Raw genomic sequence first — 26,872 nt, 5'->3', positions numbered from 1 at the left:
AGACAGCCAGGCCGTTTTTCATAGAGAAGAATTATTTTGAGATTGGTGGGGTCATATAATGCTGACTGGAAAGAAGATATTATTATGTGTAACCGGAGGAATTGCTGTTTATAAAGCTGCAGCCTTAACAAGCAAACTGACACAGGCTGGAGCGCAGGTGAAAGTTATCCTAAGTGAATCGGCTGTTAACTTTGTTGCACCATTAACTTTTCAGGCCCTTTCAAGACATGATGTTTACACAGACACTTTTGATGAAAAAGACTCGAAGGTTATTGCGCACATCGACCTGGCTGATTGGGCCGATTTAATTCTTGTTGCTCCGGCTACAGCAAATGTGATCGGGAAGCTTGCCAATGGAATTGCAGATAATATGATCACTACAACCCTTTTGGCTGCATCATCACCGATTTGGATTGCACCTGCAATGAATGTGCATATGTACAGCCATCCCGCTGTCCAAAAAAACATTGAAACCTTATATGGTTTTGGCTGCAGATTCATAGAGCCTTCAGAAGGGTATCTTGCATGCGGCTATGTTGGAAAAGGCAGGCTTGAAGAGCCTGAGAAAATTACAGAAACGATCAGTGAATTTTTCAAGCCTTCCAGATTGGAGCTTACTGGCCGAAAAGTGGTCATAACTGCGGGTCCAACGAGGGAAAAAATTGATCCTGTCCGTTATATTACAAACCATTCTACTGGGAAAATGGGCTATGCAATAGCGGAAGCTGCCGTCTCTGCAGGTGCTGAAGTTGTATTAATATCCGGCCCGGTTTCGATTAATGCGCCTGCCGGATTAAAACTGTTAAAGGTGGAATCTGCTGAAGAAATGTATCAAGCGGCCTTGAATGAATTTGATTATGCTGATGTTGTCATAAAGACAGCTGCAGTCTCCGATTATCGTCCTAAGGTGGCTTCTGCGCAAAAAATGAAGAAACAGCCCGGGGATGAAGTATTGGAGCTTGAAAGAACAAAGGATATATTGTTCGAGCTTGGTCAAAAAAAGGAGAAGCAAATCCTGATAGGCTTTGCGGCTGAAACCGAACAGGTCGAAGAGTATGCAAAGGGCAAGCTAATGAAGAAAAACGCCGATATGATCGTTGCCAATAATGTAACTGCTGAAGGTGCGGGCTTTGGAACTGACACTAATATTGTTACACTTTTTAAAAAGGATGGATCGTCGGAAAAACTTCCGCTAATGTCTAAAAAAGATGTGGCTGTAAAAATTCTTGAAGAAGCCTCGAAGCTTCTAAAGGATGAGCATGAATGAACATAGCCAGTGTAATTGTCGATGTTCCTGCCAAACAGACTGACCGGGCGTTTGACTATAAAATACCCTCTCATCTGAAAGGTGTCATTTTCCCTGGCATGAGGGTGGTTGTTCCATTTGGGCCGAGAAAAATACAGGGGTTTGTTACAGGATTAAAAGAAGAGTCGGATTTTCAGCAGTTAAAATCCATTTTAGAGCCGATGGATTTAAATCCAGTTCTTAATCAGGAGCTTTTGAATCTTGGTGAATGGCTGACAGAAAAAACATTATGCTACAAAATTTCAGCTTTTCAGGCTATGCTGCCTGCAGCATTGAAGGCAAGATATGAAAAGAAGCTTGTCATGGCGGAAAATGCAAATCATAAGCTGCTCCCTGAAAAAGTATGCGCACTCTTTCAGAATGCTGATGAAATTACCTGGGATGATGCAGTAAAGGGCCGTGCTTTGCCGCTTCTTCAGAAGGAAGCAACCAATGGAAATATCGATATTATTTACCAGGTAAAAGAACGGGTGAAAAAGAAAAAAGTCAAGCAGGTGTTTGCGGCGGCACCCCCTAAAGAGCTTGCTGATTACCTTCAAAACCTTCCAGGCAATGCAACTAAGCAAAAGGAAGTGCTTGAGTATTTTCTTCAGGAGGAAGGACCGGTCGATCAGAAAGAGTTATTTTCCTTGCTTGGAATCACTTCTTCCACATTAAAAGGGCTTATGCAAAAAGGGCTGCTTGGCCAGAAGGACGTGGAAATATACCGCAATCCTTTTGGAGACCGTGAATTCGAAAGAACCGAACCGCTCTCTTTGACTGATGGACAAAGAAAAGCTATTATCCCCATCCTTGATTCTATTGAAGATAACAGGCATGAAACCTTTTTGCTCTATGGGGTAACAGGGAGCGGGAAAACGGAGGTTTATCTGCAATCCATCCAGCGGGTGCTTGAAGATGGCAAAGAAGCCATTGTCCTTGTTCCTGAGATTTCTTTAACTCCGCAGATGGTCAAACGCTTTAAAGGAAGGTTTGGCGATCAGGTTGCTGTTATGCACAGCGGCCTGTCAGCAGGAGAAAAATATGATGAATGGAGAAAGGTTCAGCGGAAGGAAGTCAAGGTTGTAGTCGGAGCCCGGTCGGCGATCTTTGCCCCATTTGAAAACCTCGGAATTATTATAATTGATGAAGAGCACGAAACCAGCTATAAGCAGGAAGAAAACCCAAGATACCATGCAAGGGACGTTGCCATCAAAAGAGCGGAAAATCATAAATGTCCTGTGGTGCTCGGCAGTGCAACTCCCTCATTGGAATCTTTCGCACGGGCACAAAAAGGAGTTTACCATCTCCTCACTCTCGAAAACAGAATGAACAATCAGGCTCTCCCTGCCGTTGATATCATTGATATGCGGGAAGAGCTGAGAGAAGGAAACCGGTCTATGTTCTCAAGGAAGCTCCTTGAAAAAATAAAAGACCGTCTTGAGAAAAAAGAACAAATCGTATTATTTTTAAATAAAAGAGGGCACTCCTCATTTGTTATGTGCAGGGACTGCGGATATGTTATTAATTGTCCGCATTGTGATATTTCTTTGACGTATCATCGTTATAACCAGCAGATGAAATGCCATTACTGCGGATATGAGGCATCGGTTCCAAATGCATGCCCGGAATGTGAAAGTGAGCATATCCGCTATTTTGGGACCGGTACGCAGAAAGTGGAAGAGGAGTTGGCAAAGATTCTTCCGGAAGCGAAGGTAATACGGATGGATGTCGACACCACCAGCAGGAAGGGTGCACATGAAAAGCTCCTCGATCAATTCCAGGAAGGACATGCAGATATTCTTCTTGGGACCCAGATGATTGCTAAAGGCCTTGATTTTCCCAATATTACTTTAGTGGGCGTACTCTCGGCAGACACAATGCTGCACTTGCCTGATTTCCGCTCTTCTGAAAAAACCTTTCAGCTGCTGACACAGGTAAGCGGGCGAGCAGGGAGGCATGAATTAGAGGGTGAGGTAATCATTCAGACCTACACTCCTGAACATTATAGTATTGAGCTGGCGGGGGAGCAGGATTACGATAAATTTTACGACAGAGAAATGATGGTCCGCAAAATTCATAGATATCCTCCTTTCTTCTATATCTCCCTCGTCACAGTCAGTCACGAGGAATTAATGAAGGCTGTTTCTGTAACCGAGAAGATCACGCAGTACATTCAGTCAAAATTATCTGCAGAGAGCATTGTTCTTGGTCCGGTTGCCTCCCCGATACCGCGGATCAATAATAGATATCGGTATCAATGTCTGATAAAATACAAGCGGGAGCCGGAACTTGGACAGACGCTGAAAAAGATTCTGGATAATTACCAGCAGGAAATTTCTTCAGGGGGCTTAACTGTCTCAATTGACCTGAATCCATATATTTTAATGTAGTTTCTAAAAGAGTCAGCTTTAGAAGGAGTGCATTAAGGCGCTTCTGCTTTTCTGGTTATGAATAAACCCAAATTGGTTGAAAATAGATAAAAATGGAGGAAACGTTTTGGCGGTAAAAAAAATTGTTACTTATCCGGCTGAGATTCTGGAGGCAGAATGCGAACCAGTAAAAGTCTTTGATAAGAAGCTTGGCAAATTGCTAAATGATATGTATGATACGATGCTTGAATTCGATGGTGTCGGGCTTGCTGCTCCCCAAATTGGGCAAAAGCTGCAAATTGCCATTGTTGATATAGATGATGAGTTTGGAACAATTGAAATGATCAATCCGGAAATTCTTGAAACGGATGGGGAGCAGACAGGCCCTGAGGGATGCTTGAGTTTTCCGGGGTTATATGGTGATGTTACAAGGCCTGAATATGTCAAAATAAAGGCGCAGGACCGCAAAGGGAAATTTTTTACCCTGGAGGCTGAGGATTTCCTGGCAAGAGCGATCCTCCATGAAATTGATCATTTGCATGGGGTGCTATTTACCTCAAAAGTAACTAGATACTTGAATGAAGAAGAGTTGGAAGGATTGGAAGCTGAATGACAAAAATCGTTTTTATGGGCACACCCGATTTTTCAGTGCCGGTACTAAAGCAAATAATAGACGACGGATATGAAGTGATCGGAGTGGTTACTCAGCCTGACAGGCCGGTTGGAAGGAAAAAAGTCCTTACTCCCCCTCCTGTAAAAGTCGAAGCTGAAAAACAGGGCATCCCTGTGTATCAGCCTGAAAAAATCCGCCAGCCGGATGAATTGGAGAAAGTTCTTGCTCTTAAGCCAGACCTTGTTGTCACAGCAGCGTTTGGGCAAATCTTGCCCAAGGAGCTGCTGGATGCGCCTACGTATGGCTGTATAAATGTACATGCATCATTGCTTCCGGAATTGCGTGGCGGTGCACCCATTCATTACTCCATTCTGCAGGGAAAAGAAAAAACAGGCATTACCATTATGTATATGGCTGAAAAGCTGGATGCCGGCGATATATTAACACAAGTTGAGGTGCCGATTACTGAAACAGATACAGTGGGCACTCTTCACGATAAACTTAGCAAGGCAGGATGCAAGCTTTTGTCTGAAACCCTGCCGAAACTGCTGAATGGCGAACTGCATCCCATTAAGCAAAATGAAGAAGAAGCCACTTTTGCCTATAACATTAAAAGAGAACAGGAAAAAATCGACTGGAGCAAAACCGGAGAAGAAATCTATAACCACATTAGAGGGTTAAACCCATGGCCGGTTGCTTATACAACATTTGACGGCAAAGTGGTTAAAATCTGGAATTCAAAGAAAGTCAAACATGCTAAAAGCGAAGAACCGGGAACAATCATCAGGCTTGAGGAAGACGGGGTGGTTGTGGCATCAGGGAATGATACAGCCGTTAAAATTACTGAACTGCAGCCTTCAGGAAAGAAAAAGATGCCAGCAGAACAATTTTTAAGAGGTGCAGGGTCCAATCTGACTGCCGGCGTCCGTCTGGGAGACATCAAATGAAAAAACTGCAGACGAAAAATGTTAGAGAAACGGCAATGGAGCTTCTTGAGGCGATTGAAAAAAATCAGTCCTACAGCAATCTTTTACTGAATAACGCCATAAAAAAGAATGAAATTGATCAGAAGGACATTGGGCTGCTTACCGAACTGACATATGGTACCCTTCAGCGCCGGATGACACTCGATTTTTACCTGAAGCCCTTTTTGGCAGGCAATAAAAAAATCGAAAGCTGGGTAAATCAGCTCTTGAGGCTGACGCTGTATCAGATGGTTTATCTTGATAAAATTCCTGACCGGGCAGCAATTTATGAGGCAGTAGAAATAGCAAAACGAAGAGGGCATAAAGGGATTTCCGGCATGGTCAACGGTGTGCTGAGAAACATTCAGAGAAAGGGGCTACCGGATCCCGAACAAATTGAGGACAGGGTGAAGCGCCTCTCCATTGAGACCAGCCATCCCGAATGGCTTGTAAAAAGATGGGCCGATCAGCTGGGATTTGAAGAAACAAAGAAAATGTGCGAAATAAACTTAACTGCCCCGCTGCAGACGGCAAGGGTAAATGAGGTAAAGGCTTCAAGGGAGGAGTGCCTGTCACTTCTTCAGGAAGAGGGATTTGAAGTGGAGCCAAGTCCGTTTATTCCAGTTGCCATTAAATGTTTAAGGGGCAATCTGGCCAATTCCCGTGTATTCAAAGAAGGACTGATTACTATTCAGGATGAAAGCTCCATGCTTGCTGCTTATGCTCTTGGAGGAAATCCCGATGAGAAGATCCTGGATGCCTGTGCAGCTCCGGGAGGAAAAACGACACATATAGCAGAAAAACTGCAAAATACCGGTCAGGTCATTTCACTGGACCTTCACGAGCATAAAGTAAGGCTGATAAATGATAATGCCGATAGACTGGGACTAACAAATATTAAGACAAATGCCCTTGACAGCAGAAAAGTCCAGGAGCATTATGAAAAAGAATCTTTTGACCGCATTTTAGTGGATGCCCCCTGTTCAGGCCTTGGAGTTATGAGAAGAAAGCCTGATATGAAATACACCAAAAAAGAAGAAGATTTATATCACCTCCATAAGATTCAGAGGAATCTATTGGATGCCGTTTCACCTTTACTGAAAAAAGGTGGTATTCTTGTTTATAGTACATGTACAGTGGACAAAGAAGAAAATCAGCATGTTGTTCACGCGTTTTTAAAGGACAATGCGGAATTTGAGGGAGATCTATCTGTTCAGGAGCGGATGCCTAATGCAATTGCTTCTTTAATAGATGGCTTTGAACTGCAGGTTTTACCGCAGGATATTGGTTCGGACGGGTTTTATATTTCCTGTCTGAGAAAGAAGGTGCAATAAATGGAACAAAAAGCAGCAGAGAAAATTACAGCATCAGAACAAAAACCATCCATTTATACTTTACAGCTTCATGAGCTGAAGGAATGGCTAAAAGAAAATAATGAGAAAGCCTTCAGGGCTGAGCAAATATTTGATTGGCTTTACACAAAGAGGGTCACAACATTTGAGGATATGACGAATCTGTCAAAAGGGCTGCGGGATACGCTATCAGCAAATTTTTCGCTGACAACCCTTAAAACGATCATCCAGCAGGAGTCTGCTGATGGAACAATAAAATTCTTATTTGAACTTCATGATGGCTATTCAATTGAAACTGTACTGATGAGGCATGACTATGGGAATTCAGTATGTGTAACCACTCAGGTGGGCTGCAGGATCGGATGTACATTCTGTGCCTCCACATTAGGCGGATTAAAACGTAATCTTGAAGCAGGAGAAATCGTTGCTCAGGTCGTAAAAGTACAACAGGCACTTGATGAAACAGATGAACGGGTCAGCTCAGTTGTCATTATGGGTATCGGTGAACCTTTTGATAATTACGACAGCATGCTCTCATTCCTTAAAATTATCAACCATGATAAAGGGCTGAATATCGGCGCACGCCATATAACTGTTTCGACAAGCGGAATCATTCCGAAAATTTATAAATTTGCAGATGAAAATATGCAGATTAATTTCGCGATTTCCTTACATGCTCCAAACACCGAAATCAGGAGCCGCCTGATGCCTATAAATAGAGCATATAAGCTGCCGGACCTTATGGATTCAATCAGGTATTATATAAATAAGACAGGCAGACGTGTAAGCTTCGAATATGGCTTATTCGGAGGGGTAAATGATCAGGTGGAACATGCTGAAGAACTGGCAAAGTTAATAAAAAATGTTAAGTGTCATGTTAACCTGATTCCAGTAAACTATGTGCCGGAACGGGATTATGTAAGAACACCCAAGGATCAGATCTTTGCTTTTGAAAAGACACTGAAGAATCACGGCATTAATGTAACCATTCGCAGGGAGCACGGTCACGATATAGATGCAGCATGCGGACAACTTCGTGCAAAGGAGCGAAAAGAGGAGACGAGGTGACAGAATGAAAGCTGTTTTCATGACAGATAGAGGCAAAGTCAGGCAGCATAATGAAGATAATGGCGGCATCTATGTGAACAGCAGCGGTCAGCGCCTTGCCATCGTAGCAGATGGCATGGGCGGCCACCGTGCTGGCGATGTGGCAAGCGAAATGACTTTAACAAGTTTGAAAGAATTCTGGGATCAGACAGATGACTTTCAGACTGCCGATGAGGCTGAAGGGTGGCTGCAGAAGTATATTGCAGAGGTCAACACCATCCTTTATGAACATTCAAAAGTAAATGAACAATGCGAAGGTATGGGCACTACTGTGGTTGCTGCCATATGTACCGATCGTTTTGCGACTATTGCGAATATCGGCGACAGCAGATGTTATATTTTAAATGAGTCAGGTTTTCAGCAACTGACGGAAGACCATTCCCTGGTGAATGAACTTGTAAGGTCAGGGCAGATTTCAAAGGAAGATGCCGAGCATCATCCAAGAAAAAATGTGCTGCTGAGAGCGTTGGGAACGGAAGCAGCTGTTGAGATGGATATTAAAACTATTACATTCGAAGACGGCGACTTATTATTATTATGCTCTGACGGATTGTCCAATAAGGTATCTGTGGCAGAAATGAGCGAAATCCTCAATAGTGGAGGTACACTGGAAGAAAAAGCTTCAATCCTGATTGATAAGGCCAATGATAATGGCGGCGAAGATAATATTACGCTCGTGATTGCTGAGTATTATGAAAGCAATGAGAGCGGGATGATAAATGATGATTAAGGGAAGAAGATTAAGCGGCCGCTATAGAATTATTGATATGATCGGCGGAGGAGGCATGGCGAATGTCTACCTGGCCCATGATATGATTCTTGATCGTGATGTAGCCGTGAAAGTGCTTCGGATGGACTTTGCCGAAGATGAAGAATTTATCCGCCGTTTTCATCGTGAAGCCCAGTCTGCAACCAGCTTAGCCCACCCGCATATCGTCAATATCTATGATGTTGGCGAGGAGGACTCAATCTATTATATTGTGATGGAATATGTAGATGGACAAACGTTAAAGCAATACATACAGCAAAACAGCCCTATTCGCATAGATGATGCCCTGGAAATTTTGAAACAGCTGACCTCAGCCATATCTCATGCACATCAAAACCATATCATACACCGGGATATTAAACCGCATAATATTTTGATAGACAGGCATGGTAATGTTAAGATTACTGATTTTGGAATTGCCATGGCACTAAGCGCTACAAGCATAACCCAGACAAATTCAGTGCTGGGCTCTGTTCATTATCTTTCTCCTGAACAGGCCAGAGGGGGAATGGCCAACAGAAAGTCTGATATCTATTCCCTTGGAATTGTTATGTTTGAGCTGTTGACAGGAAGGCTTCCTTTCTCAGGTGAATCTGCGGTATCAATAGCACTCAAACATCTGCAATCGGAGACTCCTTCCCTGAAGAGATGGAATCCATCCATACCGCAAAGTGTTGAAAATATCGTTTTAAAAGCGACCGCTAAAGATCCTTTTCACAGGTATGATACCGTTGAAGAAATGGAAGAAGATATCAGAACAGCTCTTGAGCCCGAAAGACTGCATGAAAAAAAGTTCATAGTGCCGATTGACGATGATGCTACAAAAGCTATACCTGTTATTACAGATGACCGACCATATGAAAGTATGGATGAGACCTTAGTTCATGCAAAGGATCCAAAGGGTGACACGCAGCCTGTGGCAAAGCCCCTCCCTGAAAAGAAGAAGAAGGAAAAAAAGAAGAAGAAAAAGAAATGGCCGATAATCCTGGTATCAGTCTTTATGTTTCTGATTGTGACAGGGATCCTTGCCATAACCGTTTTTCCTGATCTGATGGAGCCAAAGGATGTTCAGGTTCCGGATGTTTCCGGCAAAGAGGTGGAAGATGCAATAGCAGAGCTGATTGCCGCAGGGTTTACGGTTAGGGATACAAAGCCGATCAGTGACCCGGAAGTTGATGAGGGCCTTGTAGTTAAAACAGATCCGAAAGCAGGCAGGACTGTTAAAGAGGGAACCTCCATTGATATCTATGAAAGCTCCGGCAAAGAAAAATTTGAATTAGCAGATTACCAGGGCAGGCAATATGATGATGTTGTCCGCCTGCTTGAAAGCAAAAATTTTAAAAGCATTGAAAAAAACGAAGAAACCGATGATAGTGAGCCGGCTGGGACCATCCTGGATCAAAACTTATCAGAAGGCGACCTTGTCGTTCCAGAGGATACGGAATTGATTTTCACTGTGAGCAAAGGACCGGCGCCAATAGCATTAAAAGATTTACGCGGCTATAACGAAAAAGGTCTGCAGGAGTACGAAGAATCTTCAGGATTGAAGGTAGAATACGGGGAAGAAGAGTACCATGAGGAAGTTCCTGAAGGGCTGGTCATCAAACAGGACCCGGCACCAGGCGCAAATCTGACAAGGGGACAGAAGGTGACGGTGGTTCTTTCAAAAGGAAAAAAAGAACTCCTTCCTAAGACTGAAAATATTGAGATCAGCATTCCATATGAGCCTGCCGCCGAAGGTGAGCCTAATGAAGTTCAGATTATCATTAAGGATTTGAATAATACTGGTTCTGAACCAATGCATACAGAGCTGATCTATGAAGATGTGGTAATACCAATTGATCTGACAATCGCTCCTGGACAAAATGCCTCTTATAAGGTTCTGCGCGATGGCCAGGTTTTTGAGGAAAAGGAAATACCTTATCCGGATGAAGAATCATAAGCAAGGAGTGTTGCTATGCCTGAGGGCAAAATTATTAAAGCCATAGCAGGGTTTTATTATGTATTAAGCGGAATTGAAACCATTCAGTGCCGCGGACGCGGAGTTTTCAGGAAAAATAAAGTTACACCGCTTGTCGGTGATGAAGTAGTGTTTCAGGCAGAAAGTAATACAGAAGGATACATCTTAGAAGTAAAGGAACGGAAAAATGAGCTGATTCGTCCGCCGATTGCCAATGTTGATCAGGCCATTCTTGTCTTTTCAGCTGTTGAACCGGGCTTTAGCACCTCTCTTTTAGATCGTTTCCTGGTGCTGGTTGAATTCAATCATATAAAGCCGCTCATCTGCATTACTAAAATTGACCTGGCAGATGAAAATGAGTATAGGGAAATTCAGCAATATGCATCTGATTACCGCAAAGCCGGCTATGATGTTTTGCTGACATCCTCTGAAACAGAAGAAGGTGTTAAAGATCTGATGCCCTATCTGGAAGGTGAGATATCTGTTTTTGCCGGACAGTCAGGTGTAGGGAAATCTTCTTTGTTAAACGTCCTAAGACCGGACCTGGAGCTGAAAACAAATGATATTTCTTCGCATTTGGGCAGAGGAAAGCATACGACCAGGCATGTAGAGCTGATCGAGGTTGGAAAAGGGCTTGTTGCTGATACCCCGGGATTCAGCTCACTCGAATTCACTGATATCGAATTGGAGGATCTCAATTATTGCTTCCCTGAAATTCAGGAGAAAAGTGAACTTTGCAAATTTAGAGGATGCCTGCATATGGCTGAGCCTAAATGCGCTGTAAAAGCCGCCTGTGAAAACGGTGAAATTCCATCCTACAGGTATGAACACTACAAAACCTTTCTGCAGGAAATCAAAGATAGAAAGCCGAGGTATTAATTCATGGTAAAAATCGCACCTTCTATTTTATCGGCAGACTTTTCTAAATTGGGAGAAGAGATTAAAGATGTTGAACGCGGCGGAGCTGACTATATTCATGTGGATGTAATGGACGGCCATTTTGTGCCGAATATTACAATTGGTCCATTAATTGTGGATGCCATCCGTCCTGTAACAAAGCTGCCCCTTGACGTTCATTTGATGATAGAAGATCCGGATAGTTACATTGAGGCATTTGCTAATGCGGGGGCCGATTACATCACTGTTCATGCAGAAGCATGCAGGCATCTCCACAGAACGGTTCATTTTATTAAATCCTTTGGTGTTAAGGCAGGAGTGGTTCTTAATCCAGCTACACCAGTTAATATGATAGAGCATGTTATTGAAGATATTGATATGGTATTGCTTATGTCTGTTAATCCCGGTTTTGGAGGGCAGAAATTCATCCCATCCGTACTTCCGAAGATTGCAGCCGTAAAAAAATTGGCTGACGCAAAAGGCCTAAACATTGAAATTGAAGTGGACGGCGGAGTAAATGAAGAAACATCGCAATTGTGCATTGAAGCTGGAGCCAATGTGCTGGTTGCCGGGTCGGCGATTTATAATCAGAAAGACAGAGCAGCGGCGATTGCTGCTTTAAAGGGTTCGCAATAAAGTGAAACTTCAATCAGTGGGGGTTTTCCTTATCCCCCACTGATTGTTAGTCGCGTTCTAGTGCCGCTAAGATCTCCGCTAGCGCTTCGATCAATCGACACTACGAACCCGATTGGTTCAACTAAGCCTCTGCCTGCGCGTCGGCAAGTTTCACTGTATCTCACCAATCGGGCCTTTACGGGCAGTTTGACCCCCACTTATCCTCCTTTGATTCCTCTGAGTCTTGAATGGGGGTCTTACTGCCCGTTAGACTGCGATAAAAAGAAGCCAGCTGGAATACAGCTGGCTTTTTGTCATATTAGATACATAAATGAATGGAGCAATGTATAATGATTATCAATATTTTAGCTGGAGGCCCGGATGACTTGCTGCCTGATCTGCATTCGTTCAGTAATACAGATGATATTTGGGTCGGAGTAGACAGAGGGGTGCTTACTCTAATTCAAAGCGGCATTCAGCCGGAAATGGCATTTGGTGATTTTGATTCGGTGTCGGATGAAGAGCTTTTGCTCATTGAAGAAAATGTAAAAGAGCTGAACAGGTTCAAGCCGGAGAAGGATGAAACGGACATGGAGCTTGCCCTGAATTGGGCACTCGGCCAAAAACCTGAAAAAGTCCATTTGTATGGTGCCACAGGCGGCAGGCTTGACCACTTATTCGCAAATATTCAGCTGTTAATAAAGCCTGCACTGGCGGAAGACTTTGTTCCTGTCGAAATTATTGACAAGTCTAATAAGATTTATATTAAGACTCCAGGTAAATACAGCATAAAGCAGAATTCAAATTTCAAATACATTTCGTTTGTTCCGGTCACTATGGAAATTAAAGGCCTCACCCTGAGAAATTTCAAGTATCCGCTGACAGATCGGACCGTTCCTGCCGGTTCTACTCTCTGTATCAGTAATGAACTTATTGATGATTGTGGTACTTTTTCTTTTACTGAAGGCATATTAATGGTTGTAAGAAGCAAGGATTAAGTGCCGGGCCGCTTCCCTGCAAGATGCGGGAAAGCTGGATAAGAGTCTTAGCATGAATTGCTTTCTGATCATTTTTTGTAATCATGAGTACTCATCTTTCATTATTTGAATAAGATGGTAAAGACGATTTAAGGACAGAATGGATGCGTAAGATCGTGAGGAGGGACACGAGTAATGAGATTTTATACAATCAAACTTCCTAAATTTTTAGGGGGCATTGTGCGTGCCATGTTAGGGACCTTCAAAAAGGGGTAGACACCCATAAATTAAAAAGAAAATAGCATCAAAACTTGGCACCTCACCTGGGGTGCTTTTATTTTTTGCTTAAATAGGGGAGAATGATAGTGGGTCAAAAAAGGAAAATAAAAAGGACATCCAAAAGGGATGTCCCTGAGCATGTTAAACGCGCTCAACTTTACCTGATTTAAGTGCTCTTGCAGAAACCCAAACACGTTTAGGTTTACCGTCTACAAGAATACGTACCTTCTGAAGGTTAGCACCCCAAGTGCGCTTGTTAGCGTTCATTGCGTGAGAACGTGCGTTACCTGAAGTTGTTTTTTTACCAGTTACTACACATTTGCGTGGCATGTATGTTTCCCTCCTTACTAAAAGCATAAGCTGAAACTATTTTTCAATGCTTTCATCTGCAATAGTCAGATTCATCCATCTGAATTAATGCGGAATCCCTGTGCGGATTTCGACATTAAAAGATACTTTAATAATTTATCATACAACCCTTCTGATTGCAATAGTTTGCTTTCAAGAAAATTTCCTTGACATAGGGGGATGGAACATGAGCTATAATAGAGATGGAGAAGTATGACTTTCAATATCACAGCCCATATAGTAAAATATTATAAGGTATGCTTTAAGCTTTGAAGTTAAAAAGACCGCTGCCCAGCTTAAAAAGGTGAATTGTCTCTTGCCGGAAGGCTTAGCCTCCAGGGTGCAATTCAGGGGAAAGCCAGCACTATCGTTAAGCGGAAGTGCCTGAAGAAGCTTTTATGAAAAGCAATTTCCAAAGGGGGAACGAACCATGTCCATCGAATTAAAAACAAATTTCGGGCAAATTGATATCTCTAATGATGTAATTGCAACAATCGCAGGCGGAGCAGCAGTTGACTGCTACGGCATTGTAGGAATGGCCTCTAAAAATCAAATTAAGGATGGCCTTACAGATATACTGCGTAAAGAGAATTTTACCCGTGGTGTAATTGTTCGCCAGGAAGAAGATGAAGTACATATCGATATGTATATTATTGTAAGTTACGGAACGAAAATTTCCGAGGTTGCCCACAATGTGCAATCTAAAGTGAAATACACCCTTGATAAAACAGTTGGGCTTAGCACTGACTCGGTTAATATTTACGTTCAGGGAGTTCGAGTAACGAACCCGTAGTGAGGAGGAAAGACTTGTGTCAAAAAGAGATTTAGATGGGAAGCTTTTTGCCGAAATGGTCATACAAGGAGCGAACCATTTATCTGCTAATGCAAAATTGGTGGATGCGTTAAATGTTTTCCCTGTTCCTGATGGAGACACAGGAACCAACATGAATTTGTCAATGACTTCCGGAGCAAAGGAAGTTAAAGCTAATATTCAGGAGCATATTGGAAAGGTAGGCTCTGCTCTTTCTAAAGGTTTGCTTATGGGAGCACGAGGGAACTCGGGAGTAATTCTCTCCCAGCTGTTCCGAGGCTTCTCAAAAGCGATTGAACATAAAACTTCTATCAATGGAAAAGAGTTTGCTGATGCTCTAAATTCTGGTGTGGAGACGGCATATAAAGCTGTGATGAAGCCGGTTGAAGGAACGATCCTTACTGTTGCAAAAGATTCCGCTAAGAAAGCGGTTCAGGCTGCTAATCATGAAGATGATATCATCGTGATTATGGAGGAAGTTTTGAAAGAAGCAAGGGCTTCCCTAAACCGCACTCCAGATCTTCTTCCAGTCTTAAAAGAAGTTGGAGTTGTAGACAGCGGCGGACAGGGCCTTGTGTTTGTATATGAAGGATTCCTTGCCGAGCTAAAGGGCGAAAAACTTCCTGATACACCGGCAGCCCTTCCAAAGATGGATGACCTGGTTAGCGCAGAACACCATAAAAATGTTCACAGTTTTATGAACACTGAGGATATTGAGTTCGGTTATTGCACTGAATTTATGGTCAAATTCGAAGATGAAAAAATTTCTGCTAATCCTTTTTCAGAAGACAGATTCCGCCAGGACTTAAGCCAATATGGCGACTCACTTCTTGTGATTGCGGATGAGCAGCTTGTAAAAGTACATATCCACTCTGAACAGCCGGGAGATTGCCTGACATACGGACAGCGCTATGGCAGTTTAATCAATATGAAGATTGAAAACATGCGCCAGCAGCACACCAACTTAGTCGAAGACGTTCCTACACCTTTGGCGGCCCAGGCTAAGCCAAAAGAAAAGCAGGAGTACGGAATTGTGACAGTATCAATGGGCAGCGGCATCGCGGATCTTTTCCGAAGCATCGGTGCACATGCTGTCATTGAAGGCGGACAGACAATGAATCCCAGCACGGAAGATATTGTAAAAGCCATCAAAGAAGTAAATGCAAAAAAAGTAATCATTTTGCCAAACAATAAAAATATCATTATGGCTGCACAGCAGGCTGCAGAAGTGACTGAAGAAGAAGCAGTGGTTGTTCCTTCAAAAACTGTTCCTCAGGGAATGGCGGCACTTCTTGCCTTTAATCCAAGTGCTGAGCTTACAGAAAACGAAGAAGGCATGACAGATGCTCTTCAGCATGTGAAAACAGGCCAAATCACGTTTGCTGTCCGTGATACAAGCATCGATGGACTTGAGATAGAAAAAGATGATTTCATGGGCATTGCTGACGGCAAAATTGTTGTAAAAAACAAGGATAGAGTTCAGGCTGCCAAAGATCTTCTGGAAGGAATGATCGACGAAGACTCTGAGATCCTTACCGTCTTAAAAGGTGAAGATGCAGCAGATGAGGAAGTAGACTCACTTATCAGCTATATTGAAGATAAATATGAAGATATTGAGGTTGAGCTTCATGATGGAAAACAGCCTCTATACTCTTTCATTTTCGCAATTGAATAACAAGTAAACAACAAACAAAGCGAGGGCCCAGCCTTCGCTTTTGTCCATTTTAGACCTTTATAAATGCTTTTACGCATGAGTTTTTTTGTTTTAAGGTTACTTTCTTGCATTTTTAAATTACAATGTGCTAGTTATAAAGCAGGCGTTTCATAAGCCTGTATATAAAAGTAACGGAGCAGGGAGGGATGGCGGACTGCCTGAAAGAAAATATAATTGGCAGCCGTTCAATAAATGTGAATCCAAAATTAATCCAGTCTGTTACAGCTGTTAAAGGCATCGGAGAGGAATCAGCTGAATTACTGGCTGAAATGAATATTTACACTGTAAAAGACTTGCTTGAATATTTTCCATATAGATATGAAGATTACAGGCTCAAGGACCTGGCAGAAATGAAGCATGATGAAAGAGTGACGGTTGAAGGAAAGGTTCACAGTGAACCTTCACTTGCTTATTACGGCAGGAAACGCTCAAGGCTCACTGTTCGGGTGCTTGTAGGACGGTATCTCATCCAAGTGATTCTGTTCAATCAGCCTTATTTGAAGAACAAAATTGTTTTAAACGAAACGGTTACGGTGACTGGAAAATGGGACCAGCATCGGCAGGTGATTACAGCCAGTGAACTTAAAATAGGAAATGCCTCTGGCAATAAGGATTTTGAGCCGGTTTATGCTGTAAAAGGAAATGTCACGGTCAAGGGCATCAGGCGATTTATTAAACTGGCTTTCACACAGTATCGGAATGACATATCAGAAGATTTACCTGAAAAATATTTATTGCAATATAGACTATTAAATAGGCGAGATGCTGTGAGATCGCTTCATTTTCCCGCCAATGAACAGGAACTCAAGCAGGGAAGGCGGCGTTTTGTTTACGAGGAGTTTTTCTATTTTCAATTAAAAATGCAGGCACTAAGAAAGATTGAAAGAGAGCAGTCAAAAGGGGTTGCACAGGCTTATGATCTTTCAAGACTAGTGGAGTTCATTGACTCACTGCCATTTGATTTAACCGGAGCACAAAAAAGAGTAGTTAATGAGATCATGTCTGATTTGAAATCTCCATACAGGATGAACAGGCTATTACAGGGGGATGTTGGTTCCGGCAAAACGGCAGTGGCGGCGATTGCTCTATTCGCCAGCAGGACAGCAGGCTTTCAGGGAGCATTAATGGTCCCGACCGAAATCCTGGCAGAGCAGCATGCGGAATCTTTAAAGTCGATGCTCGAGCCGTTTGGGCTGCGATGTGAACTTCTGACAAGCTCTGTTAAAGGAAAGCGAAGAAGAGAGATTCTCCAGCTTTTAAAGGATGGAGTGATTGATGTTCTTATTGGCACACATGCACTTATCCAGGATGAAGTGGAATTTAATAAACTGGGACTTGTCATTACTGATGAGCAGCATAGATTCGGGGTAGGGCAGCGGCGGATACTCAGGGAAAAAGGTGAAAATCCTGATGTTCTGTTCATGACTGCAACGCCAATCCCAAGAACATTGGCCATTACCGTTTTTGGTGAAATGGATGTATCCATCATAGATGAAATGCCGGCAGGACGAAAAGCAATTGAAACCTATTGGGCAAAACCTGAAATGCTGGACAGGGTCCTAGGTTTTATGGAAAAGGAGCTTTCAGCAGGTCAGCAGGTTTATGTGATCTGCCCGCTTATTGAGGAATCAGACAAATTGGATGTTCAAAACGCTATAGATGTCCATGCGACACTGATGCATCATTTTCATGGCCGTTATGATGTCGGACTCATGCATGGCAGGCTTCATCCGGATGAAAAGGAAAGTGTTATGAAAGCTTTCAGCCGTAATGAAACTCAGGTTCTTGTTTCGACGACGGTTGTTGAGGTGGGTGTGAATGTTCCAAATGCAACGATGATGGTGATCTATGATGCGGAGCGGTTTGGACTTGCACAGCTGCATCAGCTGAGGGGAAGGGTAGGAAGAGGAGATAAACAATCTTATTGTGTGCTTCTGGCTGATCCGAAATCGGAAGTTGGAAAAGAACGCATGAAAATCATGACAGAAACCAATGATGGTTTTGCTCTAAGTGAAAAGGACCTTGAGCTGAGAGGTCCTGGAGACTTTTTCGGAAGAAAACAAAGCGGGCTTCCGGAATTTAAAGTCGCTGATATGGTCCATGATTACCGTGCGCTCGAAACCGCCAGGAACGATGCATCAAATCTAGTGGAATCCGATGAATTCTGGCACTCGGATGAGTACCTGCCTTTGCGGCATTATTTAAAGGAAGCAGGAGTGCTGGAAGGGGAAAAGCTGGACTAGAAATAAGGTAATCAGAGCGGATTGCGGAAAAGTTCTTTCTTGCAATCTGCTTTTTTTGATTATATACTACTATTAGTACCTAGTCTTAATATCTCGGACGGTGGGATTTTAATGAAAAGAAACAAAAAAGAACGTCAAACATTATTAACGGACACCATAAAAGAAAATCCTTTTGTCACGGACGAGGAACTTGCGGACAAGTTCTCTGTCAGCGTCCAGACAATCAGGCTCGATCGGCTGGAATTATCAATTCCGGAATTGCGTGAGCGAATCAAGCATGTTGCCGAGAAAAGTTTTGAGGATGAAGTGCGATCTTTACCAATAGAAGAAATAATCGGTGAAATAATAGATATAGAATTGGATAAAACGGCGATATCCATTTTCGATGTAAAAAGTGAACATGTCTTCAAGCGTAATGGAATTGCCCGAGGCCACCACCTGTTTGCACAGGCCAACTCACTGGCGGTCGCCGTCATAAATGATGAGCTGGCATTAACGGCAAAAGCCAATATTCAATTTACAAGGCCTGTGAGATTAAATGAACGTGTCATTGCAAAAGCAAAGGTCCTTTCAATTGACATTGACAGCGGAAGGACATTGGTTGAAGTCAATAGCTTTGTGAATAACGAACAGGTATTCAAGGGAGAATTTGACATGTTCAGAAAAAAATAATCACTAAAAGGATGAAGCACCATGAAAATTGCCATAGACGCAATGGGTGGCGACAATGCTCCGAAGGAAATTGTCTTTGGGGCAATGAAAGCTGCCGCAGAATATAAAGATGTACATATTACCCTTATAGGCGATGAGTCAAAAATAAACCAATACCTTACTTCAAATGAGCGAATTGACATATTACATACAGATGAAGTCATCTTGCCGGATGATGAGCCGGTGAGAGCTGTACGCAGAAAGAAAAATGCATCCATGGTGCTTGCAGCGCAGCTTGTCACAGATGGTAAGGCGGATGCATGCATTTCCGCAGGAAACACGGGTGCTCTTATGGCAGCAGGCCTTTTTGTGGTAGGAAGGATTGAGGGCATTGAACGTCCGGCATTATCACCTACGCTTCCAACAATAGGGGGAGAAGGGTTCCTTTTGCTTGATGTAGGGGCGAATGTGGACGCGAAGCCTGAGCATCTTCTTCAATATGCGATTATGGGATCTATATATACCGAAAAGGTCCGGGGTGTTGCCAATCCCAGAGTAGGCCTTCTAAATATCGGAACGGAAGAGAAAAAAGGCAATGAGCTGGCAAAAAATACATTTGATCTGCTGAAGAATGCGGATATCAATTTTATCGGCAATGTGGAAGCGCGCGATTTGCTTGAGGGAGCTGCGGATGTTGTTGTGACGGATGGCTTTACCGGCAATATGGTGCTTAAGACAATTGAAGGTACTGCTCTATCTGTATTTAAAATGCTAAAAGCAGCTCTGACCAGCAGCTTTAAAACAAAATTGGCAGCAGCAGCCTTAAAGCCTGATCTATACCAGCTGAAATCTAAAATGGATTATTCGGAATACGGCGGTGCCGGATTATTTGGATTAAAGGCGCCGGTTATCAAGGCGCATGGCTCTTCAGATGCAACAGCTTTATTCAGTGCAGTGAGGCAGGCCAGGAACATGGTCGAAAACAATGTTGCTGATACGATAAAGGAAGCGGTTGAAAAAGAAGCCGGAAAGACAGCTCTTAAATAAACATTTTTAACTTGGGGGGATAGCATGATGGGTAAAATCGCTTTTTTATTCCCTGGGCAGGGGTCCCAGGCTGCAGGTATGGGAAAAGTCTTAGCTGAACAGGATGAAAACGTAAAAGGATTTTTTGAAAGAGCCGATCAGAAACTTGGGTTTTCATTATCGGAACTTATTTTTGAAGGGCCTCAGGACAAATTGACGTTAACAACAAACGCACAGCCTGCACTATTGACCACTGGCATTGCCATTCTCGATTATTTTAAAAGATCTGGTATAACACCTGATTTTGTTGCGGGACATAGCCTTGGTGAGTATACTGCACTGGTCGCTGCGGAAGCTATATCCTTTGAGGATGGGGTATATGCTGTCCGTAAGCGGGGCGAATTCATGGAAGAAGCCGTTCCTAATGGCGAAGGAACAATGGCTGCAGTATTGGGCCTTGACAGGGACAAGCTCACTGCAGTTACAGAAGAGGTTACTGCAGGAGGAAATCCGGTGCAGCTTGCAAACCTGAATTGTCCTGGACAAATTGTCATTTCAGGTTCAAAAGCAGGCGTGGAACTGGCTTCTCTAAAAGCTAAAGAAGAAGGTGCCAAGCGTGTGCTTCCGCTGGAGGTAAGCGGCCCTTTCCATTCCCAATTAATGAAGCCTGCTGCTGAGAAGTTCAGGGGAATCCTTGATAAAATTGAGATTAAAGATGCAAAGGTTCCTGTCATTGCCAATGTAACAGCTTCTGAAATGACATCTGCTTCAGAAATAAATGGCAGATTGATTGAACAGCTGTATTCTCCTGTGCTATGGGAGGATTCAATCCGCAGGATGATAGAGCTTGGAGTGGATACATTTATAGAAATAGGTCCAGGAAAAGTACTGTCAGGCTTAGTGAAAAAGGTAGATCGTTCCCTTAAGACGTATGCCGTTTCAGATGCAGAATCATGCCAGGCAGTTACAGAATCCTTGAAGGAGGAATTGAGATGAAGCTAGAGGGAAAAGCCGCTTTAGTAACAGGAGCTTCCCGCGGAATCGGAAGAGAAATCGCTTTGGGTCTTGCCAGGCAAGGTGCAGATATTGCGGTTAACTACTCCGGAAGTGAGGCAAGGGCGAACGAAGTCGTTGATGAAATAAAGGCTTTAGGCAGAAATGCTTTTGCTATCCAATGCGATGTGTCAAATAGTGATTCCGTGACAAGCATGGTAAAAGAAACAGTAGAAAAGTTTGGCAAGCTTGATATTCTGGTTAATAATGCGGGTATTACGAAGGACAACCTGCTTATGAGAATGAAGGAAGACGAATGGGATGATGTTATTAACATTAACCTGAAAGGTGTTTTCCTTTGTACAAAAGCTGTTACAAGGCAAATGATGAAACAGCGCAGCGGCCGCATTATCAATATTTCATCCATTGTGGGTGTGAGCGGAAATCCTGGACAGGCTAACTATGTCGCTGCCAAATCAGGGGTTATCGGCCTGACAAAAACATCAGCAAAGGAACTTGCATCAAGAGGGATAACAGTCAATGCCATTGCACCAGGCTTCATCACAACTGATATGACGGATAAGCTGAACGAGGATGTAAGGGATCAGATGCTAAAACAAATCCCATTGGCGCGCTTCGGCGATCCTGCAGATATTGCAAATGTGGCAGTGTTTCTAGCTTCAGAGGACAGCCGTTATATGACAGGGCAAACCCTGCATGTTGATGGCGGAATGGTCATGTAATTTGTAACAGGCTTGTAATGCAAAATTTTTTATAAAAGCTTTCAATAAAGGCTAAAAATAATCTATAATACTTGAGGGGAGGTGAACAAGCATGGCAGAAGTATTAGAACGTGTAACAAAGATCATCGTGGACCGTCTTGGCGTTGAAGAGTCTGAAGTGAAATTGGAGGCTTCTTTCAAAGATGATCTAGGTGCTGATTCCCTTGATGTAGTAGAATTAGTAATGGAATTAGAAGATGAGTTCGACATGGAAATTTCTGACGATGACGCTGAGAAAATCGCAACAGTCGGTGACGCTGTAAATTACATAAAAGCTAGCCAATAATCGTTAGTAGAACCGCTCTGCAGTGAGGGAATCCCCCTCACTGCAGCAATTTTTTCTGATGTTTACTGTCCGGTGTTACCTGCAGCATCGAAAGGGCAGCTTGGAATTAAGCTTTCAGCCTTCAGCAGGTGACTGTGGACAGTAAATACGATTCTCAAAAGCTCCGTTTGATAACGGGGCTTTCTTCTGTGAAAATGGCCGTAACCATATGAAACATAAAATTGCTTTATATCGAAGTTTTTTGCGTTTTTCCTCTTTATTACGTAAACTTAGGGAAGACCAATTAAGTGTGTTTAACTCAAGAAGAATATTAATTTTTAGCAAGGTGGATGCAATATGCGCAGCAATAAAGATAAAGAAAGAAAATCATTTCGCGCAATCGAAAAACAATTTAAAGAATTCCAGACGGAAATCGGAATTCACTTTGAAAATGAAAAATTACTAAAACAAGCTTTTACCCATTCATCCTATGTGAATGAGCACCGGAGAAAGCCTTATGAAGACAATGAAAGACTGGAATTCCTGGGGGATGCCGTCCTTGAACTGACTGTTTCAAAATTCCTTTACCTTAAATATCCGATGATGAGCGAGGGTGAATTAACAAAGCTGAGGGCTGCGGTTGTCTGCGAACCATCCCTGGTCTCATTTGCCCACGAATTGTCATTTGGCAGCCTGGTGCTCCTTGGTAAAGGGGAGGAAATGACAGGTGGAAGAACCCGTCCGGCCCTGCTTGCAGATGTATTTGAAGCCTTTATAGGTGCATTGTACCTGGATAAAGGATTAGATACAGTTGTCGGTTTTTTGGAAAAAGTTGTTTTTCCAAAGATTGATTCAGGTGCTTTTTCGCATGTGATGGATTTTAAAAGCCAGCTGCAGGAGCTTGTGCAGCGGGATGGAGCAGGTGCAATTGAATATAAAATCCTTCAGGAAAAGGGGCCTGCCCACAATCGTGAATTTGTTTCCACTGTTTCTTTAAATGGCAGGGAACTTGGGACAGGCACTGGCCGGTCAAAGAAAGAAGCCGAACAACATGCGGCCCAAATGGCTCTTGAAGTATTAAAAAATCATATAAAGTGAAACATTTTCTAACTCTGACATCAAAGAGCAGAAACATGAGGAGACAGAGGGGGACCAAGGTTGTTTTTAAAAAGGCTTGATGTTATTGGATTTAAGTCGTTTGCTGAGCGGATAACAGTTGATTTTGTTCCAGGCGTCACAGCAGTTGTCGGTCCGAATGGAAGCGGGAAAAGCAATATTACTGATGCCATCCGCTGGGTATTGGGTGAACAATCAGCTAAGTCCCTTCGCGGTGCGAAAATGGAGGATGTCATTTTTGCGGGCAGTGATTCCCGGAGAGCACAGAATTTTGCAGAGGTGACACTGACCCTTGATAACGCCGATCAGGGTCTGCCGATCGAGTATAGCGAAGTCAGTGTTACAAGAAGAGTCTACCGGTCCGGAGACAGTGAATACCTGATCAATAAGCAAACATGCAGACTTAAAGATATTATAGATTTATTTATGGATTCAGGCCTTGGCAGGGAAGCTTTCTCAATCATAAGCCAGGGCAGAGTTGAAGAAATTTTAAACAGCAAAGCTGAAGAACGCCGGACTATATTTGAAGAAGCGGCTGGCGTACTTAAATACAAGACAAGAAAGAAAAAGGCGGAAGGCAAGCTTTCAGAAACCCAGGATAACTTAAACAGGGTGAATGATATTCTTCATGAACTGGAAACCCAGGTAGAGCCTTTGAAAATACAGGCTTCAATCGCAAAAGATTATTTGCAGCAGAAAGAAGAGCTGGAGAAAATAGAGGTTGCCCTTACCGTTTATGAGATCAAGGATCTGCATTCAAAATGGGAGCAGCTTTCACGTCAGCTCGAGCTGCATACGGAAGATGAGATGAAGCTCTCGGCAGTTATCCAAAGCAAAGAAGCGAAAGTGGAAGAGTTAAAGGATCATATTGCTGCAATTGATGAATCAGTCAATGATCTGCAGGATGTGCTCCTTCATTCCAGTGAAGAGCTGGAAAAACTGGAAGGCAGAAAAGAAGTGCTCAAAGAGCGAAAGAAAAATGCCAGCCAGAATAAAGACCAGCTCCATGGAAATATGAAAGAACTTACGATGAAGATTGCTGAGTTAAAAGAGCAGAAAGAAAAGCACTCGGCTCTCAGGGAAAAAGTGAAAGCAGAAGCTGTTAAGCTTCAAAAAGCATTAAAGGAAAAGCAGGAGCAGCTTAAACTATTCAGTGAAAATACAGAAGAAAAAATAGAATCTCTGAAAAGTGATTATATTGAAGTGCTGAACAGCCAGGCAGCTTCAAGGAATGAATTGCAGAATATTGATCAGCAGCTGAGTCAGCAGGGGCAGCGCAGTTCAAGGCTTGAAATGGATAATGAAAAATTTATTGCTGACCGCAAGAAAAATGAAGAGAAAAAACAAAAGATACAATCAAATCTTGAAAACCTGCAAAAGGAATTAGAAAATCAAGTTCATCTATTCCGAAATGAAGACCGCAAGCTTGAATCATTAAAGAATAATTATCAAAAGCAGGAAAAAACCTTGTATCAGGCTTACCAATATTTGCAGCAGGCGAAATCCCGTCAGGAAATGCTTGAAGAAATGGAAGAGGATTTTTCGGGTTTTTTCCAAGGAGTAAAAGAAGTATTGAAAGCAAGAGGCAGCAAGCTGCAGGGAATTGAAGGAGCCGTAGCTGAGTTAATTCAGGTGCCAAAAGAGTACGAAACTGCGATTGAAACAGCTCTCGGCGGTGCCATGCAGCATATCATTGTACAGGATGAACAGGACGGAAGAAGTGCCATTCAATTCCTGAAGAAGAATTCATATGGCAGAGCAACATTCCTGCCTTTAAGTGTAATTAAGGGGAAGAAGCTGAATATCACGCAAATGCAGTCGGTTCAAGGCCACCCTGCCTTTATTGGTGAAGCTGCTGCACTAATCCAATTTGAAGAGAGGCACCAGCCTGCTATCGAGAACTTGCTTGGTAATGTGGTTATTGCCCGGAATCTTAAAGGTGCCAATGAACTTGCGAAGCTGCTTCAATACCGTGTGAGGCTCGTAACAATTGACGGAGATGTGGTTAATCCCGGCGGCTCCATGACCGGTGGAGCTGTGAAACAGAAAAGTACTTCAATTCTTTCACGTAAAGGTGAACTTGAAGAGCTGAAGTCCAGAATTACGGATATGGAATCCAAAACAGCAAATCTCGAAAAGCAAGTAAAACTGCAAAAAAGTGAAATTCAAAAACAGGATTTACGCATTGAGCAGCTTAGAAAAACAGGCGAAGAACTTCGTTTGACGGAACAGAAGGTAAAAGGAGAACTTTTAGAAGCAGAGTTTGAAGAGAAAAGCATTAATGAGCGCCTATCCCTTTATGATATGGACAAAGCACAGTTTTCGCAAGATATAGAGAGACTGCTGGCAAGAAAGAGCGAGCTTTCAGTCGTATTGGATCAGCAGCAAAAGCAAATCGCTAATCTTGATCAGGAGATAAAAGCATTAACTGAAAGAAAAAACACCCAGCAGACTTCAAAGGAAACTGTAGTATCTGAAATTAATGAGCTGAAAATTAGCTTCGCTTCCAAAAGTGAGCAGCTGAATCATGCTGAGGAAAAGCTGGCCGCCATAAATTCTGAGCTTGCTGTTACCCAGGAGAAACTGAAAACCGTAAACGAAGATTTAGAATTGCTTTCATCCGAAATGACAAACAGCTCTTCAGGTGAACAGTATCTGGAAGAAGCAGCACAGCAAAAACTGAAGGAAAAGAATGAAACACTTGAACTGATTGCTTCAAGAAGGAATGAGCGATTAAAGCTCCAAGCATCTTTAGAGGACCTTGAGCTTGAGGCGAAAGAATTAAAACGCCAGCATAAAGGCCTCATAGAAGTTTTGAAAGATGAGGAAGTTAAACAGAACCGGCTGGATGTTGAGCTTGAGAATAGGCTGAATCATTTAAGGGAAGAATACCTGCTGTCTTTTGAAGCGGCTAAAGAAGAATATCCCCTGCAAATTGAAATTGAGGAAGCGCGAAAAAGAGTAAAACTCATAAAGCTGGCTATCGAGGAACTTGGCGCAGTAAATCTCGGAGCAATCGAGGAGTATGAAAGAGTATCGGAACGCTATGAATTCCTGCTTGAGCAAAAAACAGACCTTCAGGAAGCAAAAGATACATTATTCCAGGTTATTGATGAAATGGATGTTGAAATGAAAAGGAGATTTGAAGAAACCTTTGAAGGGATCCGTTTTCATTTTGAGTCGGTTTTCCAATCTTTATTCGGCGGCGGCAGAGCGGATTTACGCTTGACCCAGCCTGAAGATTTATTGAATACAGGTGTGGAAATTGTCGCACAGCCGCCAGGCAAGAAATTGCAGAACCTTGGATTATTATCTGGGGGTGAACGTGCACTTACAGCTATCGCATTGCTGTTTTCCATTTTGAAAGTCCGGCCTGTTCCATTCTGTATTCTTGATGAAGTGGAAGCTGCTTTGGATGAAGCAAACGTCCAAAGGTTCAGCCAATACTTAAAAAGATACAGCGCAGAAACCCAGTTCATCGTTATCACCCACAGAAAAGGAACAATGGAAGAAGCAGATGTTCTTTACGGTGTAACCATGCAGGAATCTGGAGTCTCCAAACTGGTATCTGTTCGTCTGGAAGAAACCAGGGAATTAATTACTCAATAGAGTTTCCAATGCGGAACAGTCTGTAACACTGTTCCGCTATATACATAAAGGATGTTTGGTAATTTTGTTATCCGAATTAAGTTTGTCCACTGAGTTGATTGAAGCGGAAGGTGCGAGACTCCT

Annotated in this window: 23 protein-coding genes; 22 read left to right on the top strand and 1 reads right to left on the bottom strand. The window is 42.8% G+C overall.

Annotated features, from left to right (window positions below; translation table 11 throughout):
- Positions 1–58 precede the first annotated feature (58 nt).
- The 12 genes from coaBC to spoVM all read left to right on the top strand — a co-directional run bounded on the left by coaBC (position 59) and on the right by spoVM (position 13,188).
- Positions 59–1,267, top strand: a complete 1,209-nt coding sequence (gene coaBC / locus AC3WTL_RS08005; RefSeq protein WP_335688112.1) for a bifunctional phosphopantothenoylcysteine decarboxylase/phosphopantothenate--cysteine ligase CoaBC — start codon at positions 59–61, stop codon at positions 1,265–1,267.
- Positions 1,264–3,678, top strand: a complete 2,415-nt coding sequence (gene priA / locus AC3WTL_RS08000) for a primosomal protein N' (protein WP_492369271.1) — start codon at positions 1,264–1,266, stop codon at positions 3,676–3,678. Before coaBC ends, priA begins: the two co-directional genes overlap by 4 nt.
- Positions 3,679–3,784: 106 nt before the next feature.
- On the top strand, positions 3,785–4,270 hold the full coding sequence (gene def / locus AC3WTL_RS07995) for a peptide deformylase (RefSeq protein ID WP_076255697.1): 486 nt from the start codon (positions 3,785–3,787) through the stop codon (positions 4,268–4,270).
- A complete protein-coding gene (gene fmt / locus AC3WTL_RS07990; protein ID WP_492369270.1) occupies positions 4,267–5,217 on the top strand; it encodes a methionyl-tRNA formyltransferase in 951 nt (316 codons plus the stop codon). Before def ends, fmt begins: the two co-directional genes overlap by 4 nt.
- Positions 5,214–6,569: a 16S rRNA (cytosine(967)-C(5))-methyltransferase RsmB gene (gene rsmB / locus AC3WTL_RS07985; RefSeq protein ID WP_335688105.1), complete on the top strand. Its 1,356-nt coding sequence runs from the start codon at positions 5,214–5,216 to the stop codon at positions 6,567–6,569. The genes fmt and rsmB overlap by 4 nt, the downstream gene beginning before the upstream one ends.
- The gene (rlmN, locus tag AC3WTL_RS07980; protein WP_335688103.1) at positions 6,570–7,655 is read left to right on the top strand and encodes a dual-specificity RNA methyltransferase RlmN; all 1,086 of its coding nucleotides are present in this window, start codon (positions 6,570–6,572) and stop codon (positions 7,653–7,655) included.
- Positions 7,656–7,659: 4 nt separating this feature from the next.
- Positions 7,660–8,424, top strand: a complete 765-nt coding sequence (locus AC3WTL_RS07975; protein ID WP_335688101.1) for a Stp1/IreP family PP2C-type Ser/Thr phosphatase — start codon at positions 7,660–7,662, stop codon at positions 8,422–8,424.
- Positions 8,417–10,405, top strand: a complete 1,989-nt coding sequence (pknB, locus tag AC3WTL_RS07970; protein WP_335688515.1) for a Stk1 family PASTA domain-containing Ser/Thr kinase — start codon at positions 8,417–8,419, stop codon at positions 10,403–10,405. Before AC3WTL_RS07975 ends, pknB begins: the two co-directional genes overlap by 8 nt.
- 15 nt (positions 10,406–10,420) lie before the next feature.
- Positions 10,421–11,302: a ribosome small subunit-dependent GTPase A gene (rsgA, locus tag AC3WTL_RS07965; protein ID WP_335688099.1), complete on the top strand. Its 882-nt coding sequence runs from the start codon at positions 10,421–10,423 to the stop codon at positions 11,300–11,302.
- 3 nt (positions 11,303–11,305) lie between these two features.
- Positions 11,306–11,956, top strand: a complete 651-nt coding sequence (rpe, locus tag AC3WTL_RS07960; protein ID WP_222497030.1) for a ribulose-phosphate 3-epimerase — start codon at positions 11,306–11,308, stop codon at positions 11,954–11,956.
- A gap of 329 nt (positions 11,957–12,285) precedes the next feature.
- Positions 12,286–12,933: a thiamine diphosphokinase gene (locus AC3WTL_RS07955; RefSeq protein ID WP_197214833.1), complete on the top strand. Its 648-nt coding sequence runs from the start codon at positions 12,286–12,288 to the stop codon at positions 12,931–12,933.
- 174 nt (positions 12,934–13,107) lie between these two features.
- Positions 13,108–13,188 carry a stage V sporulation protein SpoVM gene (gene spoVM, locus AC3WTL_RS07950; protein WP_019381739.1) on the top strand — a complete coding sequence of 27 codons (81 nt, stop codon included), beginning with the start codon at positions 13,108–13,110 and terminating at the stop codon, positions 13,186–13,188.
- A gap of 144 nt (positions 13,189–13,332) precedes the next feature.
- Here spoVM and rpmB read toward each other — a convergent pair whose 3' ends face one another.
- Complete coding sequence (gene rpmB, locus AC3WTL_RS07945; RefSeq protein WP_019381740.1) at positions 13,333–13,521, bottom strand: 50S ribosomal protein L28; 189 nt, start codon at positions 13,519–13,521, stop codon at positions 13,333–13,335.
- A gap of 448 nt (positions 13,522–13,969) precedes the next feature.
- Between rpmB and AC3WTL_RS07940 the strand changes: the two genes are divergently transcribed.
- The 10 genes from AC3WTL_RS07940 (at position 13,970) to smc (ending at position 26,749) form a co-directional block, all read left to right on the top strand.
- Positions 13,970–14,332, top strand: a complete 363-nt coding sequence (locus tag AC3WTL_RS07940; RefSeq protein ID WP_009330806.1) for an Asp23/Gls24 family envelope stress response protein — start codon at positions 13,970–13,972, stop codon at positions 14,330–14,332.
- 16 nt (positions 14,333–14,348) lie between these two features.
- The gene (locus AC3WTL_RS07935; RefSeq protein WP_248346896.1) at positions 14,349–16,025 is read left to right on the top strand and encodes a DAK2 domain-containing protein; all 1,677 of its coding nucleotides are present in this window, start codon (positions 14,349–14,351) and stop codon (positions 16,023–16,025) included.
- 233 nt (positions 16,026–16,258) lie between these two features.
- On the top strand, positions 16,259–18,307 hold the full coding sequence (gene recG / locus AC3WTL_RS07930; protein ID WP_222497532.1) for an ATP-dependent DNA helicase RecG: 2,049 nt from the start codon (positions 16,259–16,261) through the stop codon (positions 18,305–18,307).
- 111 nt (positions 18,308–18,418) lie between these two features.
- Positions 18,419–18,979 (top strand): transcription factor FapR, encoded by a 561-nt coding sequence (gene fapR, locus AC3WTL_RS07925; RefSeq protein ID WP_048009060.1) that lies wholly within the window; start codon positions 18,419–18,421, stop codon positions 18,977–18,979.
- Between the two features lie 21 nt (positions 18,980–19,000).
- The gene (gene plsX, locus AC3WTL_RS07920) at positions 19,001–20,005 is read left to right on the top strand and encodes a phosphate acyltransferase PlsX (RefSeq protein WP_222497028.1); all 1,005 of its coding nucleotides are present in this window, start codon (positions 19,001–19,003) and stop codon (positions 20,003–20,005) included.
- A 27-nt stretch (positions 20,006–20,032) separates the two neighbouring features.
- On the top strand, positions 20,033–20,980 hold the full coding sequence (gene fabD / locus AC3WTL_RS07915) for an ACP S-malonyltransferase (RefSeq protein WP_222497530.1): 948 nt from the start codon (positions 20,033–20,035) through the stop codon (positions 20,978–20,980).
- Positions 20,977–21,720, top strand: coding sequence for a 3-oxoacyl-[acyl-carrier-protein] reductase (gene fabG, locus AC3WTL_RS07910; RefSeq protein WP_163145316.1), 744 nt, complete (start codon positions 20,977–20,979; stop codon positions 21,718–21,720). The genes fabD and fabG overlap by 4 nt, the downstream gene beginning before the upstream one ends.
- A 91-nt stretch (positions 21,721–21,811) precedes the next feature.
- Positions 21,812–22,045, top strand: a complete 234-nt coding sequence (locus AC3WTL_RS07905) for an acyl carrier protein (RefSeq protein WP_009330799.1) — start codon at positions 21,812–21,814, stop codon at positions 22,043–22,045.
- Positions 22,046–22,381: 336 nt separating this feature from the next.
- On the top strand, positions 22,382–23,122 hold the full coding sequence (gene rnc / locus AC3WTL_RS07900) for a ribonuclease III (RefSeq protein WP_048009056.1): 741 nt from the start codon (positions 22,382–22,384) through the stop codon (positions 23,120–23,122).
- 60 nt (positions 23,123–23,182) lie between these two features.
- Entirely contained in the window at positions 23,183–26,749 is a 3,567-nt protein-coding gene (smc, locus tag AC3WTL_RS07895) for a chromosome segregation protein SMC (protein ID WP_248346900.1), read from the top strand.
- The last annotated feature ends 123 nt before the right edge of the window (positions 26,750–26,872 follow it).

This window comes from Cytobacillus sp. EB106-05-05-XG126, assembly GCF_058791715.1.
This window is presented reverse-complemented; position numbering and strand designations above follow the sequence as displayed.

Bases quoted from the DNA above. Each gene is read 5' to 3' on its own strand.
- fabD (WP_222497530.1), top strand. From the start codon at position 20,033: ATGGGTAAAATCGCTTTTTTATTCCCTGGGCAGGGGTCCCAGGCTGCA.
- rnc (WP_048009056.1), top strand. From the start codon at position 22,382: ATGCGCAGCAATAAAGATAAAGAAAGAAAATCATTTCGCGCAATCGAA.
- fapR (WP_048009060.1), top strand. From the start codon at position 18,419: ATGAAAAGAAACAAAAAAGAACGTCAAACATTATTAACGGACACCATA.
- AC3WTL_RS07955 (WP_197214833.1), top strand. From the start codon at position 12,286: ATGATTATCAATATTTTAGCTGGAGGCCCGGATGACTTGCTGCCTGAT.
- rsmB (WP_335688105.1), top strand. From the start codon at position 5,214: ATGAAAAAACTGCAGACGAAAAATGTTAGAGAAACGGCAATGGAGCTT.
- priA (WP_492369271.1), top strand. From the start codon at position 1,264: ATGAACATAGCCAGTGTAATTGTCGATGTTCCTGCCAAACAGACTGAC.
- AC3WTL_RS07940 (WP_009330806.1), top strand. From the start codon at position 13,970: ATGTCCATCGAATTAAAAACAAATTTCGGGCAAATTGATATCTCTAAT.
- fabG (WP_163145316.1), top strand. From the start codon at position 20,977: ATGAAGCTAGAGGGAAAAGCCGCTTTAGTAACAGGAGCTTCCCGCGGA.
- rlmN (WP_335688103.1), top strand. From the start codon at position 6,570: ATGGAACAAAAAGCAGCAGAGAAAATTACAGCATCAGAACAAAAACCA.
- spoVM (WP_019381739.1), top strand. From the start codon at position 13,108: ATGAGATTTTATACAATCAAACTTCCTAAATTTTTAGGGGGCATTGTG.
- rsgA (WP_335688099.1), top strand. From the start codon at position 10,421: ATGCCTGAGGGCAAAATTATTAAAGCCATAGCAGGGTTTTATTATGTA.
- fmt (WP_492369270.1), top strand. From the start codon at position 4,267: ATGACAAAAATCGTTTTTATGGGCACACCCGATTTTTCAGTGCCGGTA.
- AC3WTL_RS07975 (WP_335688101.1), top strand. From the start codon at position 7,660: ATGAAAGCTGTTTTCATGACAGATAGAGGCAAAGTCAGGCAGCATAAT.
- coaBC (WP_335688112.1), top strand. From the start codon at position 59: ATGCTGACTGGAAAGAAGATATTATTATGTGTAACCGGAGGAATTGCT.
- AC3WTL_RS07905 (WP_009330799.1), top strand. From the start codon at position 21,812: ATGGCAGAAGTATTAGAACGTGTAACAAAGATCATCGTGGACCGTCTT.
- rpe (WP_222497030.1), top strand. From the start codon at position 11,306: ATGGTAAAAATCGCACCTTCTATTTTATCGGCAGACTTTTCTAAATTG.
- pknB (WP_335688515.1), top strand. From the start codon at position 8,417: ATGATTAAGGGAAGAAGATTAAGCGGCCGCTATAGAATTATTGATATG.
- rpmB (WP_019381740.1), bottom strand. From the start codon at position 13,521: ATGCCACGCAAATGTGTAGTAACTGGTAAAAAAACAACTTCAGGTAAC.
- plsX (WP_222497028.1), top strand. From the start codon at position 19,001: ATGAAAATTGCCATAGACGCAATGGGTGGCGACAATGCTCCGAAGGAA.